Genomic DNA, 15,707 nt, shown 5'->3' on the forward strand with positions numbered 1-15,707 from the left:
ATCGGGTGGGACGGAGAACCGGGCGAGGACTCAGGAGGGACGACATGGCGAGGGTGCGGAGAGCGACGGGCTCGTGGGCCGGGAAGAGCAAACCGGCCAAGGTCGAGATCTACACCCGCTGGTCCTTCCACCTCTTCGCGATCGTCGAGGTCGGCGCGATCGGAGTGGTGGTCGGCTCACGTACCGACTCCCCGGTCGGCGGCTGGCTTCTGCTGCTCGTCTGCGCCCACGCGCTCGTGAGCGCCGCCTGCAGTTCGTACTCGCTGACCTGGGCGCTCGGCAGGCGGGCCCGGCCGAGCCGGCTCATCGCCGCGACGGCCGTGCTCACCGCCATCGGCTGTGTGGCCGCCATCAGCCTGTTCCCCGCGGACCCCAAGAACGTGGAGGACGCCACGTCGGTCTCCTCCCTGCTGGTCACCTTCGTCGGCTTCGGCCTCGCGTCGCTGGTCATCGGCGTCCGCCGGGTGCGGAGCATGCTGCTGGCCGTGCTGGCGGCCACGGTGTTCGTCGCGCTGACCGCCCTGGTGCTCGGACTGTCGCCCGGCGCGCTCCTCGGGTGTGTGGTCGGGGTGGTGATCGCGGGGCTGGCCCTGGCCTTCACCACCGGTTTCTCGGTCTGGCTGGTCAGGTCCGTGTGGGAGCTGGACAGCGCCCGCGAACTCCAGGCACGGCTCGCCGTCGCCGAGGAGCGGCTGCGTTTCGGCCGGGACATGCACGACGTGATGGGCCGCAATCTGGCGGTGATCGCGCTCAAGAGCGAGCTGGCCGAGCAGTTGGCGCGGCGCGGGGGCACGGAGCAGGCCGCCGAGCAGATGGCCGAGGTGCAGCGGATCGCGCAGGAGTCGCAGCGGGAGGTGCGGGCGGTGGTACGGGGGTACCGGGAGGTCGACCTGCACACCGAACTGGAAGGCGCGCGGGGTGTGTTGAAGGCAGCCGGGATCGGGTTCCGGCTGGATCTGGAGGGGGCGGGTGCGGCGGCGGGCAGCCAGGACGCCGCCGTGGGGCTGGCTCCCGACGTGCAGTCGGCCCTCGGGTGGGTGGTCCGGGAGGCCGCCACGAACGTGCTGCGGCACGGGGACGCGCGGCACTGCACGGTGCGGCTGACGGTACGGGAAGGGGCCGACGCGGTGCTGGTCGTGGAGAACGACGGGCTGCCCGAACAGGGCGCCCTGGTCCGGGCGGGCGCGGCGGGCACGCCCAGGACGGCGGGGGCCGGGCTCGCCGGGCTGCGGGAGCGGCTGGCCACGCTGGGCGGCACGCTCGACGCGGGCCCGGTGGCCGGTGCGCGCTTCCGGCTCACGGCCCGGGTGCCGCTGCCGTCGTCGCCCGTACAGCCCGTACAGCCCGTGGAGACCGCCCCCGTGTCCGGCGAGGTGACCGCGTGAGCGACGTACGCCCCGTACAAGACCCGGTGCCTGCGCCGGCCTCTCCCGTCCGTGTCCTCCTCGCCGACGACGAACATCTGATCCGGGGCGCGCTCGCCGCGCTCCTCGGGCTGGAGGAGGACCTGACGGTCGTCGCCGAGGCCGCCTCCGGGCCCGAGGCGCTGGCGATGGCCCTGGCGCACCGCCCCGACGTCGCCGTGCTCGATCTCCAGATGCCGGGCGCCGACGGTGTGAAGGTCGCCACATCCATCCGCAGCGAACTGCCCGGCTGCCGGACGATGATCGTCACCAGTCACGGCCGGCCGGGCCATCTCAAGCGGGCCCTGGCGGCGGGGGTGCGCGGCTTCGTACCGAAGACCGTCAGCGCCCGGCAGCTCGCCGAGATCATCCGTACCGTGCACGCCGGAAACCGGCACGTGGACCCGGAGTTGGCCGCCGACGCGATCTCGGCCGGGGACTCGCCGCTGACCGCGCGCGAGGCCGAGGTGCTGGAGCTGGCGGCCGACGGGGCGCCGATCGCCGACATCGCGGCGGGGGCCTCGCTGTCGCAGGGCACCGTGCGGAACTACCTGTCGTCGGCCGCGTCCAAACTGGGGGCGGAGAACCGGCATACGGCGGTGCGTCTCGCGCGGGAGCGCGGTTGGGTATAGTGGGCTGCGCGCCACGGCGCACGCGGACGTAGCTCAGTTGGTAGAGCGCAACCTTGCCAAGGTTGAGGTCGCCAGTTCGAACCTGGTCGTCCGCTCAGCACAGGAACCCCCGGCCGGATCATCGGCCGGGGGTTCTTCGTTGTCGTCTCCGGGCTACCAGCGGGTGCCGGTGAGGAGTTCGTACGCCTCCAGGTACTTGGCGCGCGTCGCGTCCACGACCTCGCCCGGCAGCTCCGGCGGCGGCTGCTCGCTGGCGCGGTCCCAGCCGGACGCGGACGAGGTCAGCCAGTCGCGTACGTACTGCTTGTCGTACGACGGCTGGGCGTGCCCCGGCTCCCAGCTCGACGCCGGCCAGAAGCGCGAGGAATCCGGGGTCAGCACCTCGTCGGCGAGCACCAGCCGGTCGTCGGCGTCGAAGCCGAACTCGAACTTCGTGTCGGCGAGGATGATGCCGCGGTCGCGGGCGATGTCACGGGCACGGCCGTACACGTCGAGCGTCGTGCGGCGCAGCAGCGCGGCGGTCTCCGCGCCGACCTGGCGGGCGACCTCCTCGTACGACACGTTCTCGTCGTGGTCGCCGACCGCGGCCTTCGTGGCGGGTGTGAAGATCGGCGCCGGCAGCTCGGAGCCGTCGACCAGGCCCTCGGGGAGCGCGAGTCCGCAGACGGTGCGGGTCTGCTCGTACTCGGCGAGGCCGGAGCCGGTGAGATAGCCGCGGGCGACGCACTCGACCGGGGCCATCCGCAGGGACTTGCAGATGAGGGTGCGGCCGACCCAGTGGGCGGGGGCGCCGTCGGGGAGGTCGGCGGAGATGACGTGGTTGGGCGCGAGATCGGTGAGCTTGTCGAACCACCAGAGCGAGAGCTGGGTCAACACCCGCCCCTTGTCGGGGATTTCGGTGGGCAGGACCCAGTCGTACGCGGAGATGCGGTCGCTGGCGACCATCACGAGATCGCCCGCCTCGTTCCGGTACAGGTCGCGCACCTTGCCGGTGTGCAGATGTACCAGGCCCGGGACCTGAAGCGGCTCGGGCTTTTCTACGAATCCGGACACGGTTCCTCGTTCCTCGCCGCGGGTGCTTTCCGCCGCCGATTCTCCCGTATGTGGGGAGTCGGGTGTGCGCGGGGGCAGTCGCGTATGGGGGGCGGGTGAGAGCCGGGGCAGTGCGGTGTGGGGAGGCGGGCGTGAGCGGGGGCGGGCCTGGAGGCTGTCAGTCGCGCTTGCAGATGCGGTCGAGGAGGTTCGCCGTGGCCCGCTGGACGCGCGGGTCGACATGGCCGGGTCTGTCCAGCGCGGGCGACCACGCGAAGGTCCCCGAGGCGAAGACGAGGGCGCCGGACGGGGCCCGGTAGAGCGAAGTCTCCTGGTGGCGAAGGGTGTTGCCGATGTCCCGGTACGGGGAGTGGGCCAGCAGCATCCGTTCGTCGTGCTCGGGCAGCGCCGTACGCGGGAAGTAGCGGTCGGCCTCACCGGCGACCAGGCCGGGGAGCTCGTCGCCCTCGGAGGCGCCGGTGGCGTCCCAGAACCAGTGCTCCGCGTTCCGTACGACCATCGGGTGCGGCTCGGGGACCCGGCCCACGTACTGGATTCCGAGCAGCTGCTGTTCCGGCTTGTCGATCTCCCGCCAGAGGGCCGGGCGGCCGGGGCCGTGGCGCTTGCGGCAGGTGAGGAGGCGGTCGGGGACGCCGGAGGGGGACGGGCCCAGCTCGACCTGCCAGTACATGGTGTTGGCGGAGAGGAAGACGAGCGAGGTGCCGTGCTCGCGCGCTCGCTCGACGGTGCGGCGCATGGGGAGCGACCAGTACTCGTCGTGGCCGGGGAAGACCAGTCCCCGGTAGCGGGTCGGGTCGATCAGGCCGGCGTGCAGGTCGCGGGCGTCCGCGTAGGCGATGTCGTAGCCGTAGCGCTCGGCCCAGCGGATGAAGTCGTAGGCGTGGCCGACGTGGATGGGCAGGCCCGCGCCCGCGTACGGGCGGTCGAAGGAGACCGTGATCGCGGCGTCCTCCTCACCGAGGAGGCGGCCCTGCTCGTCCCAGGCGTGGTAGAGGCTGGCGCCGAGATGGCCGTCCTCCGGGTAGAGGTTGTACGCCTGCCACGTGATGTCGGGGAGCAGGAGGAGCAGGTCGGCGGGGTGGCTGTCGCGGACCGTGAAGGGGATGTGGGAGCGGTAGCCGTCGGTGGTGGTGAGGACGGCGACGTACGCGCCCAGCGACCAGTACGACGGGATCTGGAGGCGCCAGGACAGCCACCAGTGGTGGCAGGAGACCGTGCGCTCGGCGGCGAGCGGGGCGGGCTGGACGATGCCGGAGAGGCGGGGGCTGGTGGTGATCTTGCGGGCGCCCTCGCCGCCGTAGTGCCCGATCCGGTAGACGTCCACGGAGAACGGCTGGGGCGGATCGACGGTGATGTGGAAGTCGATCGACTCGCCGGGCGCGGCGGCTCCGGCGGACGCGAAGCCCTTGATCTGGCGGTGGACGTCGTCGGCGGTGTGGGGGCCGCCGCGGTCGCGCCCGAGCGTCGGGTCCGCGTACCAGGGGACGATATGGCCCGTGTCGTCGAAGTAGTTCTCGCTGCCGCGCAGCCAGGGCACCGGCCCCTGGCCGAAGGGATCGGAGACGGCGTGGGCGAGCGCGCCCGATTCCCACCGTCGGATGTGATCGGCGCACATTGGCGCGCCCCTCCCTGGAAACCCCGTGCAGGTGTTGGTTGTCGGTCGACTGCCGGAGGGCGGACCGCCGTTGGGGGCGGACCGTGTCAGCGTCGGTCTCCAGCACATCACATAACGCACGCGATCCGTCACCGTTCGTCGCGAATGACGTGAACGGGAGTGGAGGGAAGCGACAGGAAAGGGAGGGAAGCGGGCGGAACTTCCGGCTCCGGATGGGGGGTTGGGCTGGGGGGTGGGGTGGACCGCCGTTGAGGTCGGCCGCCTCACATCGGGCGGGCGGCTTCTCCGGCCTCAGCACCGGACGAGTCGGTATCCCCGGCCTCAACACCGGACGGGCCGGCTTCTCCGGCCTCAGACCAGACGGACCGGCTTCTCCGGGCGTACGCCCGTCGAGGCCAGCCATACCCGCAGCGGCTCCCCGTCGCCGTCCTCCACCAGGCTCAGCACTCCGCCCGCCAGGTCCGTGCGGCGCTTGCCGTCCATGAGGAGCGCCGGGCCGTCGAGCCAGTCGAGCCCGGGGGCCGCGCCCGCCGTGTCCACGGCCGCGCAGCAGACCATGGCGGTGACATGGTCGGCGAGCAGCTCACGGCCCGTACGCGGCGGCATGAGCGGGAACAGCGGCAGCGGGTCCGTCCCACGGAGGGCCAGGGCGTCGCCCGCGGTGCCCGCCGCGGTCGTGGGCTCGGGCGGTACGGCCTCGGCCTCCTCGCGCGCCACCTCGGCGCTGATCCCGGCGGCCAGGGTGTCGCCCGCCTCCTCGCCCTGTCCGGCGAGATGGTCCATGACGCGGTCCAGTGTGGGTCCGGGCACGGCGTCGGCCGTCGGGTCGCCCGGCCGCGCGGAGCGGCGTACACCCATGTCGTCCAGGACGCGGTGCAGCCTGGCCGCTTCCGTACGCCACTTACGGTCGACGACCTCTTCCGGATACTGCTGCCAGTCGACCGGGGACCAGTCCGGGCCGGAGGTGGCCGGGCCGCCGTGGAAGAGGCGCGCGGCCAGCAGGGACGCGGCCTCGTCGACCGCGCCGGGCTCTTCCAGCAGGTCGCAGGCGGGGCGCTCGCCGAGCCGGGAGGTGAAACCCTCGGCCAGCCGGTCGCGCCGCGACAGCTCGGTCAGCGCCGATACGACTCCGACGTCGAGCCGGGACGGCCAGCGGCCCATCCGCCAGGCGGGCAGGGCGACGCGGGTCAGCAGCCGGTCCCAGCCGGCGTAGGCGAGGCCGACCTGTTCCTGGGCGACGATCCGCAGGCCGTAGTCCACACCCTGTGCACGCTCGGACGCGGCGGACGCGACACCGCGCTCCATCAGGGCGGCGTGCTCGGCGCAGGCACGGAGCATCAGGCGGGCGATCCGGCCGACGAAGCCGAGTGCGGCTCGGCGTATCAGCCCCAGGTCCTGGCGGCCCGCGAGGGCTACGGCGGCGTCCAGGCCCCGTACGAAACGGCGGGCGGCTGCTATGTCGGGGTGCGACGCCGGTCCCGTACCGGCCACGACCGGGGCAAGCACGGCGCGCAGCTCGGCGACGCGCATCCACCACAGGAAGGGGGAGCCGATCACGAGGACGGGGGCGGTGCTTGAGGCGCCTGCGGTGCCGGGGGCAGGTGGGGCGGCGGCGAGGGCGTGCGCGGGGTGCGTACGGTCCTCCAGCCAGCTGTCGCAGTCCGGCGTCAGGGCTATGGACGAGGGCGCGGGCACGTTCAACCGGTCGGCCAGATCCCGCACCAGGCGGTACAGGTCGGGGGCGGACCGCTCGGCGATCTCCACGGTGGGGCTGAGGGCCGGTCTGGCCCTGGCGATCACGGCGGCGACGCCCGCCGCGCACAGCAGCACCACCACGGCGACTCCGGTCACGACCCAGCGCGCGGTGTCCCAACTCCCACCGGTGAGACTGCCCGTGACACCTCCCGCGAGCAGGACGACAGCCGCCGCCGCGGGCAGCAGCGCGACGCCCGCCGCTCTGCCGCGCACGCGCAGCACAGCGAGAGCCCGGGACCTGGCGCCCAGGGCGCCGATCTCCTCACCGACACCGGAACCGGACACGTCCGGATCTCACCCCCTCTGCCAGCACTGCGGCGGATTTGCTCACTCCCCCACTGTGGCACCCGCCACTGACATCGCAATGCCGGTGGGCCAAGTGCCCGAACGCTTGCGCCGCACCATAGTTGGGGCCCCGACGGGGGTCATCCGGATGGGCTAACCGTCACTCGATGGAATGGCTTTGGTCAAAGGTGCTGACGTTGCTGGTGTTTTGGGGTGCGGCTTCCGGGGCGGGGAGGTGGTGCGAGGAGCCGGTGGCGCCGAGCCGCATGACGGAGTGCCCGTCCGACCAGGCCGGACGGGGATCGGGAGGGGTGCCGACATCGGCGCACGCCTCGGTTCAGGCTCGGCTTCGGCGCACGCCGCGCGCCTCGGTTCAGGCGTCGCCGTGCGCCTCGGTTCAGGCGACGCACGCCTCGGTTCAGGCTTCGGCGGCCTTGCGGGCGATGTCCGTACGGTGCTGCGAACCGTCCAGCCGGATCCGGCCCACGGCGGCGTACGCCCGCTCCCGCGCCTGCGCGAGATCCTTGCCGGTCGCTGTGACGGACAGCACACGGCCGCCGGCGCTGAGGACCGTACTGCCGTCGTCGCCCAGCCGGGTCCCGGCGTGCAGGACGTACGCGTCCGGTGCATCCTGCGCGACGACGTCGGCCAGCCCCTCGATCGGGTCGCCGGTACGCGGCGTGCCGGGGTAGTTGTGCGAGGCCACGACCACCGTGACCGCCGCGTCGTCGCGCCACACCAGGGACGGCAGATCGGCGAGCCGGCCCTCGGCGGCGGCCAGCAGGACACCGGCGAGCGGGGTCCTCAGCCGGGCCAGGACCACCTGCGTCTCGGGGTCGCCGAACCGGGCGTTGAACTCGATGACCCGCACCCCGCGGCTCGTGATCGCCAGCCCCGCGTAGAGCAGCCCGGAGAAGGGCGTGCCTCGGCGGCGCAGTTCGTCGACGGTGGGCTGGAGGACCGTCTCCAGGACCTCGTCGACCAGCTTGGGGTCGGCCCACGGGAGCGGGGAGTACGCGCCCATGCCACCGGTGTTGGGGCCCTCGTCACCGTCGAGCGCCCGCTTGAAGTCCTGGGCGGGGCGCAGCGGGAGCACCGTACGGCCGTCGCTGATGGCGAAGAGGGAGACCTCGGGACCGTCGAGGAACTCCTCGATGACGACACGGCCGCAGGCGAGCGCGTGTTCGCGGGCGACGGCGAGGTCGTCGGTCACGACGACGCCCTTGCCGGCGGCGAGACCGTCGTCCTTGACGACGAAGGGGGCGCCGAAGGCGTCGAGGGCGGTGTCGATCTCCTCGGGGGTGGTGCAGACGTAGCTGCGCCCGGTGGGAACGCTCGCGGCGGCCATCACGGCCTTGGCGAAGGCCTTGGAGCCTTCCAGTCGCGCGGCCTCGGCGGACGGGCCGAAGCAGGCGATGCCCGCGTCCCGTACGGCGTCGGCGACCCCGGCGACGAGCGGCGCCTCGGGTCCGACGACGACGAGCCGGGCCTCCAGCTCGGTGGCGAGCCGGGCGACGGCCGCACCGTCCATGGCGTCGACGGGGTGCAGCTCGGCGACTTCGGCGATACCGGCGTTACCGGGCGCGCAGTGCAGAGCGGTGACGTCGGGATCGAGGGACAGAGAGCGGCACAGGGCGTGTTCGCGGGCACCGCCGCCGATGACAAGGACCTTCACGGAGGGCAGCCTAGCGGGGACGACGTGGGTGGCCGACCCGGTGTCCGGCGCCGGGGGTCAGTCGTTCGGATACTCCTCGACGACGGTGGCGCCCAGCTCGCGGACGATCAGGTCGTGGCCGGAGAGCGCGGAGTCGACGAGGTCGGCGTCGTCCTCTTCAGGAGTGTCGTCCTCGGGGGCGACATGGCGGGGGGCCGCCGCGGGGCCGTCCGACGGGCGGCGCTGTTCGGGCGTCGTACGGCCGGGGGCGGCGGTCGCGGACGCGGCGGGGGCGTACGCGCCGGACATCGCGGAGCCGGGACCGGGGCCGGAGTTGGCGCCTGCGGAGGACTGGGCGGGTGGCGCCGGTGGTGCGGGGCGCTGGGAGGGGGCGGGTGCCGGGGGTCTGGAGCCTCCGCCGCCGCCGTCCGTGCCGCCGAAGCCGCCTCCGCCTCCCCCGTTGTTGGGGTTGTTGCCGCCGTTCCAGCCACCGCCGCCTCCGCCGCCGGGGGCGGGCGGCTGCGGGGTGCCGCCCGACGGGTCGATGATCGCCTCGACCTTCCACTGCACGTGGAACTGCTCGGAGAGCGCCTGCTTGAGCACTTCCTCGCTGCCGCTGCTGGCGAAGTTGTCGCGGGCGCCCGCGTTGAGGAAGCCGAGTTGGAGGGTCGTCCCGTCGAAGCCCGCCACCTGCGCGTTCTGGCTGAGCAGGATCCAGGTGAAGCGACGGCGGTTCTTCACCGCCTCCAGGATGTCCGGCCACATGTTCCGCACCTGCCCGGCGCCCTGGGCCATGACGGGGCCGGCGGGCCCGGCGGGCTCGTGGGCCGACGGGCCCGCGGCGGGCGTCTGGGCCTGGGGCGCCGGTTCGGGGGTACCCGGGCCGCGCCCGGGGGTCGAGGCGGTGGGCCAGCCACCGGGCTTACGGGCGGGCTCGGGGGCGGCAGGAGCGGCGGGGGCGGCCTGGGCGGGGGCCGACGCACCGGGCCAGGCGCCGGGTCGGTTGCCGGCCGGGGGCGCGGGCTCAGCGGCAGGGGCGGGGGCGGGGGCGGGCTCGGGAGGCGTGGCCACCGGCCCGGGCACACCGCTGCCACCACCCTCACCCTGCACGGCGGCGCGCGCCGCCGCAGGGCCGTTGCCGGGGCCGCCGAGTCCGGTCGCGGGGCCCGCCGGGTGGGCCTCGGGCCCGGGGACGTACCCCATGGCGGGTGCGGGCCCCCCGGTCGAGAACGCCGCCGCGGACACCCCCCGCTCCAGCCGGTCGAGCCGCGTCTGTACGGACCGTTCGTCGTCGAAGGCGGCGGGCAGCAGCACGCGCGCGCAGATCAGTTCGAGCTGGAGCCTGGGCGAGGTGGCGCCCCGCATCTCGGTGAGCCCGGTGTTGACGAGGTCGGCGGCCCGGCTCAGCTCGGCGGCCCCGAAGACCGACGCCTGGTCCTGCATGCGCTGGACCACGTCGTCGGGGGCGTCGATGAGCCCCTTCGTACCGGCGTCCGGAACGGCGGCCAGGATGACCAGGTCCCGCAGCCGCTCCAACAGGTCGGCGACGAACCGCCGCGGGTCGTTGCCGCCCTCGATGACCCGGTCCACGACCTCGAAGGCCGCCGCCCCGTCGCCGGCCGCGAAGGCGTCGATCGCCGAATCGAGCAGCGAACTGTCCGTGTACCCGAGCAGGGCCGTCGCCATGGCGTACGTCACACCGTCCTCGGCGGCACCCGCGAGGAGCTGGTCCATGACGGACATCGAGTCCCGCACGGACCCGGCACCGGCCCGCACGACGAGCGGCAGCACGCCCTCGGCGACCGGGATCCGCTCCTCGCCGCACACCTTGCCGAGATAGTCCCGCAGCGTCCCGGGCGGCACCAGCCGGAACGGATAGTGATGCGTACGCGACCGGATCGTGCCGATGACCTTCTCGGGCTCGGTGGTCGCGAAGATGAACTTCAGATGCTCCGGCGGCTCCTCGACGACCTTCAGCAGGGCGTTGAAACCCGCCGGGGTGACCATGTGCGCCTCGTCGATGATGTAGATCTTGTACCGACTGCCGGCCGGCCCGAAGAATGCCTTCTCGCGCAGATCACGGGCGTCGTCCACGCCACCGTGCGAAGCGGCGTCGATCTCGATGACATCGATCGACCCGGGCCCGGTCCTGGCCAGGTCCTGACAGGACTGGCAGACCCCGCAGGGGGTCGGCGTGGGCCCCTGCTCGCAGTTCAGACACCGCGCGAGGATGCGCGCACTGGTGGTCTTCCCACAGCCCCGCGGCCCGCTGAACAGGTACGCGTGATTGACCCGGTTGTTGCGCAGGGCCTGCTGCAGCGGGTCAGTGACATGCTCCTGCCCGATGACCTCGGCGAACGACTCGGGGCGGTAACGGCGGTACAGCGCTAGGGACGACACACCTACGACGATATCGGCCCGCTACGACATCCCACCCCCGCCAACGCAGACGCCCCCCACGCACCCGCCAGAGCCAACCTACCCTTGCTGCCTTCCGGCCCTGGGGGAGTTCAGTCAGATAGCGCCACGTGAGGGGCTGCGCTCACAGTACCCGATGCCCACCCCCGACAACGAGTTCGCGAGCACCGCTCAACGTCTTGTATGGTTCGTCGCGGAGGATTCGCCTAGTGGCCTAGGGCGCACGCTTGGAAAGCGTGTTGGGGGCAACCCCTCACGAGTTCGAATCTCGTATCCTCCGCCATTGCTCTCACCGGGCAATAGTCGAAGGCCCGCCGTCGCTAGCGATGGCGGGCCTTCGACGTGGGTGGTTGCAGTTTTGGTTGCAGTTGCTGTGATCGGGCTGGGATCTCGGCGGACGAGGGCTGCTCGACGGTTCCGTCCGGTGCGTATGGGAGTGGCGCTTCGGTTCAGCGGTGGCAGGTAGCCCGCTCTTTGAAGAGATCGAAGCCGCGCTGCAACATCGCGACCGTGCGGTCCGCGATCCACCACAGCACCCTGGGGGAACTGGTGATCTGCATGAGGTTCACGCGGCCCTGAGTCTGCACGACGCTCCCCTCCAGGATGCTGAGGGTGCCGTAGACGTCGCCGTGCGCCAGCGAACTGCAGCTGCTCCAGACGACCTCTGCCTCGCCGGCGCCCATGGACGTCAGCGCTCCCGCCTCGCGCACGATCTCTGAGTACGTCTCGGGCTTGAGGGCCTTCTTGGCATCGGCCGGGTCCGTTCCCGCCTTGACGACAAGGTCCGTCAGCTGCCGCATCCGTACGTCCAGTGGCCTCTTGGGCTGCTGCTGGAGAAGCGCGGCCATGCGGTCGGAGTTCTTGTTTTCGCCGGCCTGCATGCACAGACGGCGTCGCACGCGTACCGGACGCTGGGAGGGGCCGAGCATCCAGACAGCGCGGGCGCTGTTCTCGAAGGCGCCGCGCAGCAGTGAGTACTGCCCGTGAGTGTGGAGCGTGATCGATACCGATTCGTCTCGCAGGTCGTCCGCGAAGGTCGACCGGAAGCAGTGCAGGTGGTCGACGGCAACGCTCAGTGCGTTCCAGACGTTGTGGGACACCTGGTAGGGGTCGGTCTTGGCGTCGTCTCCGGCGAGCGCACTGCCGGGCTGAACGTGCCACTGCTTGGAGTCGGACTGGGTGAGACTCTCGTACGGCCGGGCGCTGTCCAGCAACGTCAGGATCCGTCTGAGGAGTTGCTCTTCTTCGGTTGGTATTGTCATGGCTTGAGCGTATGCGCGAAAGTCGCGGCGGTGCGCGGCATTTACGCACCTCATCGAATCGCCAAGTCGGCAGCTTGCGTGGGCGGGTGATCGGCGAGAAGGCACAACGGCCGATGGTCTGCACCGGTCCTGGTGCAGCCCATCCCCTCGGCATCGACTACCACTCGTCGCTGTCGCCGTACTTGCTCGGGTTCCTCGCGCCATCCACAGCCTGTGCGCACGCCTCTGCGAACGCGGCGGCGATGGCGTCCTTGTCTGTGCCTCGGACCTGGGCCTCGACCTCTTGGCCGGGGCGGCGGGTGGTGTGCCAGCGGACCGCCAGGTCCGTATAGACGTCGGACTCGAACTCCCAGGCATCCACTGACCATTGTTCGGAGATACCCGTGTTCAGCCGCTCGCCGCCGGGGGCGAAGAGGGCATAGGCGTGGAAGACGACCCTTCGGTCGGGCATCCGATCGCGGATCGTCCGCGCGCCGGCGGGTCCGTTGTGCTCCCACTTCTCCCGGTCCCATTCCTCGACCTCCGCAGGGTGTTCGCGCCTGTCGCCACCCCACTGCTCGACCAGAGCCTCGGCGTGCTCGCGGCGCAGGAAGGGAATGCGGCGTTCGCCGAGGCGAGCCACATAGACCTTCAGGTCGGCTGGGGCGGGGCTCTGGGGCGGCCCAAGGAAGACGCCGCCGATGGAGGGCCGAGACGGGACTGGTGTCCCCCAGAGCAGGCCGCCGATCTTCGCGGCGGTCTGCTGGAGCACGGGGCCGGTGAGGTGCTGGTACCTGCGGCGCATCCGCGCGGACTTGCCGGGCTCCCATCCCATGATCGCGTCGACGACCGTGTCCGGGACGCCGAGGATCAGCAGCACGGTCGCGGCGGTGTGGCGGGCGTCGTGAAGACGGCCGTCGCGAACCTTCGCGGCCCTCAGCAGGTCTTTCCACCGATGGAAGTCGGGGTTGGGGTTGAGCGGCTCGCCAGTCGGCGAGGTGAACACATATCCCTTCTCGACCCACAGGTCCCGGGCGAGCACGCGCTCGCGGTCCTGCTCCTGCTTGTGCAGCCGCAGAAGGCTCATCAGCTCTTCAGGCACGCCGATCGGGCGTTTGCCCGCACTGGAGTTGGTGTCCTTCGTCTCACGCCGGACGCTGATCTTCTGCGGGCAGTAACCCGGCTTGCGGCCACATTTGTCACCGCAGCCGTGCTTGTAGCGGGGCCGCAGCCGTCCGCGTCGTACACGGATCACACCGCCTTCAGCCAACGAGGCCAACACCTCAGCCGGCCCCGGCTGCAGAGGCAAGCCGCCCGCATGCGGCAGGCGATGCCGGATCTGGCAGAGCAGATCCTCGCTGAGCCTGGCTGGCATGCCCTCGCCGCCACCCTGGCCGACAGCCAGGCAGCTGGCCACGACCCCGTCTCTCTTCTCCACGAGGCGGCAGGACGAAGGGAGTTGGACACCGCAGACTCCATCAGCGATGTCCTCGCCTGGAGACTGATACGCATGGCCGATCTACCCGCCGCCCCGTCTGTAACGCCCCAGTACGACACCAACTCCGCACGCTCGACCGGACGCCCTGCAGCACCCTCGACGATGCGCAATAACAGAACCCGAAAGGCGAGGTAGTTCAGAGATCTGTGAGTCGGCTGGTCAAATACCCGGGAATTTCTCCCCGGCGGCGCGGCCGGCCCACCGCGGACGCCACAGCGGGGTAACCCGTGCCTGCCTGGGCGCCGGCTCGTTGAAGCGGGCGGGAGATGTCTGCCGGGTTATCCGGAGTCCCCGTGCCCCGGCAGCTGTCCGATGGCCCCGCACACCGAGCCTTCCCCTCCTACGGCTTGTAGTGTGCGGGGCCCTTCGCATCTCTCCGAATGCCGCCAGGGGCGGGCTCGGCGGATTGCCGGCATGGTGGCCGATCAACACCGCTTCTCCTGAGCGCCCCCGCCACGCCGAGTGGAGACTTCGCGCGCCGCCGAGTTCGCGGAGGCGCTGGGGCCTCAAACCTGAAGGGAGTCGTTTCTTCGCACGCGTTCGAAGAAACGACTAGGCGTGTCATTGATTCCCACTGCAGAATCAATTCTGCATAATCGAAATCACTGCAGAAATGCACCGCTCACGGCCCGAACGTTTGCGGCATTTTCTCACTATATTGAAAATAGAATCCACCGAGACTCTCTGTGTTCATTTCCATCAGAGGCATATTCATGCGTAATCTGCCCGCGACAGAATGAAGGCTTTCCGGGCGATCGGTAGCGGCCCGGCCGGCTCCGTCTCCCAGAGAAATGGTCTCGATGAAGCTCAATATCCGTGGCATGGCTCGACAACGATCCATTTCCGGCTGGCTCACCGCCGCGCTCACGGCAACTGTCGCCGCCGCGATGGTCGCGGTCACACCGACCCAGGCGCTCGCCATCGCCACACCCGTCCCCCTCGGCACGGCCGACGCCTTCGCCGTTCTGGCCGGTGAGTCGATTACCAATACTGGCCCGTCGGTCATCACTGGTGATATCGGTGTGAGCCCTGGCACGGCCATCAGCGGTTTCCCGCCCGGTCTGGTCAACGGCGCGCAGCACTCCGCGGACGCGGTGGCCTTGCAGGCCAAGTCCGACCTGGTGGCCGCGTACAACAACGCCGCCGGGCAGGCCACGGACGCGGCGCTCCCGCCGGACGCCGGCGGCCTGACGCTCGTGCCCGGTGTCTACACCGCGTCTTCGACGCTGGGTCTTACCGGCACCCTCACCCTCGACGCGCAGGGTAACCCCAACGCCGTCTGGGTCTTCCAGGTCGGCTCCGGGCTGACGACGGCCTCCGCCAGCCGGGTCTCGCTCATCAACGGCGCGGCGGCGTGCAACGTGTTCTGGAAGATCGGCAGCTCGGCCACCCTGGGCACCAACTCCACGTTCGTCGGCAACATCCTGGCCCTGACGTCGATCAGCGCCACGACCGGGGCGAGCATCGACGGACGTGCGCTGGCGCGCAACGGCTCGGTGACCCTGGACACCAACCGCATCACCCGCGCCACCTGCTCGGGCGGCACCACGACCGGTACCACCACGGGCACCACGACCGGCACCACCACCGGAACGACGGGCAGCGTCCTCGGCGGCGTGCTCGGCGGTGTGCTGGGCGGCGGTACGACCGGCACCAACACCGGCGGCGTACTCGGTGGCGTCCTCGGCGGCGTCGTGACAGGAGGCACCACGGGCGGTACGACCGGCGGGTCCCCGGGCGGAAACATCGCGGGCAACACGGCCGGGAACACGACCGGGAACACGAGCGGCAACACGAGCGGGAACACCGTCGGCAACACCATCGGCGGAAACAGCGGCGGCGGCCACGGTGGCCACACCGGCGGCGGCCACGGCGGAAAGCCTCCGGGCAAGCCGGACCACGACCACGGCGGAAAGCCCCCGGGCAAGCCGGACCACGGCTACGGCGACGACGAGGGCGGCTACGGCGAGCAGCCCCCGGAGCACGGCGGCTACGGCGACAAGCCCGAGCACCTGGCCTGACAAAGGCCGGACCACGGATCGCGCCGCGCGGGGGTGAGAGAAAGAGTACCACCCGCCGGGGGCCCCCGGCACCCCCCCCAAAAACCCGGCGGGGGGTGGGGTTATGTAAAAAACAATTGTGTTATAAAAAAA

10 protein-coding genes, 2 tRNA genes and 1 other RNA gene are annotated in these 15,707 nt (G+C 71.4%); 5 read left to right on the plus strand and 8 right to left on the minus strand.

Going from position 1 to position 15,707, the window contains the following annotated elements; all coding sequences use genetic code 11:
• Positions 1-44: 44 nt before the first annotated feature.
• The 3 genes from ACFUN8_RS10625 (at position 45) to ACFUN8_RS10635 (ending at position 2,130) form a co-directional block, all read left to right on the plus strand.
• The gene (locus tag ACFUN8_RS10625; protein WP_383634326.1) at positions 45-1,385 is read left to right on the plus strand and encodes a sensor histidine kinase; all 1,341 of its coding nucleotides are present in this window, start codon (positions 45-47) and stop codon (positions 1,383-1,385) included.
• A 26-nt stretch (positions 1,386-1,411) separates the two neighbouring features.
• Positions 1,412-2,035, plus strand: coding sequence for a response regulator (locus tag ACFUN8_RS10630; RefSeq protein ID WP_383634354.1), 624 nt, complete (start codon positions 1,412-1,414; stop codon positions 2,033-2,035).
• A 22-nt stretch (positions 2,036-2,057) separates the two neighbouring features.
• Positions 2,058-2,130 (plus strand) — tRNA-Gly (locus ACFUN8_RS10635).
• Between the two features lie 58 nt (positions 2,131-2,188).
• Here the strand turns inward: ACFUN8_RS10635 and ACFUN8_RS10640 are convergent.
• The 6 genes from ACFUN8_RS10640 to ffs form a co-directional block, all read right to left on the minus strand.
• Entirely contained in the window at positions 2,189-3,088 is a 900-nt protein-coding gene (locus ACFUN8_RS10640) for a phosphoribosylaminoimidazolesuccinocarboxamide synthase (RefSeq protein WP_383634328.1), read from the minus strand.
• A gap of 157 nt (positions 3,089-3,245) precedes the next feature.
• Positions 3,246-4,703 (minus strand): N,N-dimethylformamidase beta subunit family domain-containing protein, encoded by a 1,458-nt coding sequence (locus ACFUN8_RS10645; RefSeq protein ID WP_383634330.1) that lies wholly within the window; start codon positions 4,701-4,703, stop codon positions 3,246-3,248.
• 351 nt (positions 4,704-5,054) lie between these two features.
• Entirely contained in the window at positions 5,055-6,743 is a 1,689-nt protein-coding gene (locus ACFUN8_RS10650; RefSeq protein WP_383634332.1) for a hypothetical protein, read from the minus strand.
• A 418-nt stretch (positions 6,744-7,161) separates the two neighbouring features.
• Entirely contained in the window at positions 7,162-8,418 is a 1,257-nt protein-coding gene (gene purD / locus ACFUN8_RS10655; protein ID WP_383634334.1) for a phosphoribosylamine--glycine ligase, read from the minus strand.
• 57 nt (positions 8,419-8,475) lie between these two features.
• A complete protein-coding gene (locus ACFUN8_RS10660; protein WP_383634336.1) occupies positions 8,476-10,797 on the minus strand; it encodes a DNA polymerase III subunit gamma and tau in 2,322 nt (773 codons plus the stop codon).
• 44 nt (positions 10,798-10,841) lie between these two features.
• Positions 10,842-10,938, minus strand: an RNA gene (ffs, locus tag ACFUN8_RS10665) — signal recognition particle sRNA small type.
• 72 nt (positions 10,939-11,010) lie between these two features.
• On the opposite strand from ffs, the gene ACFUN8_RS10670 reads away from it, so the two are divergent.
• Positions 11,011-11,098, plus strand: a tRNA-Ser gene (locus tag ACFUN8_RS10670).
• 166 nt (positions 11,099-11,264) lie between these two features.
• Here the strand turns inward: ACFUN8_RS10670 and ACFUN8_RS10675 are convergent.
• Together ACFUN8_RS10675 and ACFUN8_RS10680 are read right to left on the minus strand one after the other, a co-directional pair.
• Positions 11,265-12,077, minus strand: a complete 813-nt coding sequence (locus tag ACFUN8_RS10675) for a hypothetical protein (RefSeq protein ID WP_383634338.1) — start codon at positions 12,075-12,077, stop codon at positions 11,265-11,267.
• A 157-nt stretch (positions 12,078-12,234) separates the two neighbouring features.
• Positions 12,235-13,473 carry a tyrosine-type recombinase/integrase gene (locus ACFUN8_RS10680; protein ID WP_383634340.1) on the minus strand — a complete coding sequence of 413 codons (1,239 nt, stop codon included), beginning with the start codon at positions 13,471-13,473 and terminating at the stop codon, positions 12,235-12,237.
• An 881-nt stretch (positions 13,474-14,354) separates the two neighbouring features.
• Here ACFUN8_RS10680 and ACFUN8_RS10685 point away from each other — a divergent pair.
• Positions 14,355-15,575: an ice-binding family protein gene (locus ACFUN8_RS10685; protein ID WP_383634342.1), complete on the plus strand. Its 1,221-nt coding sequence runs from the start codon at positions 14,355-14,357 to the stop codon at positions 15,573-15,575.
• Positions 15,576-15,707: the final 132 nt, after the last annotated feature.

It is taken from the genome of Streptomyces sp. NPDC057307, from assembly GCF_042667665.1.
GTDB lineage: Bacteria > Actinomycetota > Actinomycetes > Streptomycetales > Streptomycetaceae > Streptomyces.

What these genes read in the sequence shown, in the direction of transcription:
- ACFUN8_RS10625 (WP_383634326.1), top strand. Translation starts at nt 45, where the DNA reads ATGGCGAGGGTGCGGAGAGCGACGGGCTCGTGGGCCGGGAAGAGCAAA.
- ACFUN8_RS10645 (WP_383634330.1), bottom strand. Translation starts at nt 4,703, where the DNA reads ATGTGCGCCGATCACATCCGACGGTGGGAATCGGGCGCGCTCGCCCAC.
- ACFUN8_RS10675 (WP_383634338.1), bottom strand. Translation starts at nt 12,077, where the DNA reads ATGACAATACCAACCGAAGAAGAGCAACTCCTCAGACGGATCCTGACG.
- ACFUN8_RS10685 (WP_383634342.1), top strand. Translation starts at nt 14,355, where the DNA reads ATGAAGCTCAATATCCGTGGCATGGCTCGACAACGATCCATTTCCGGC.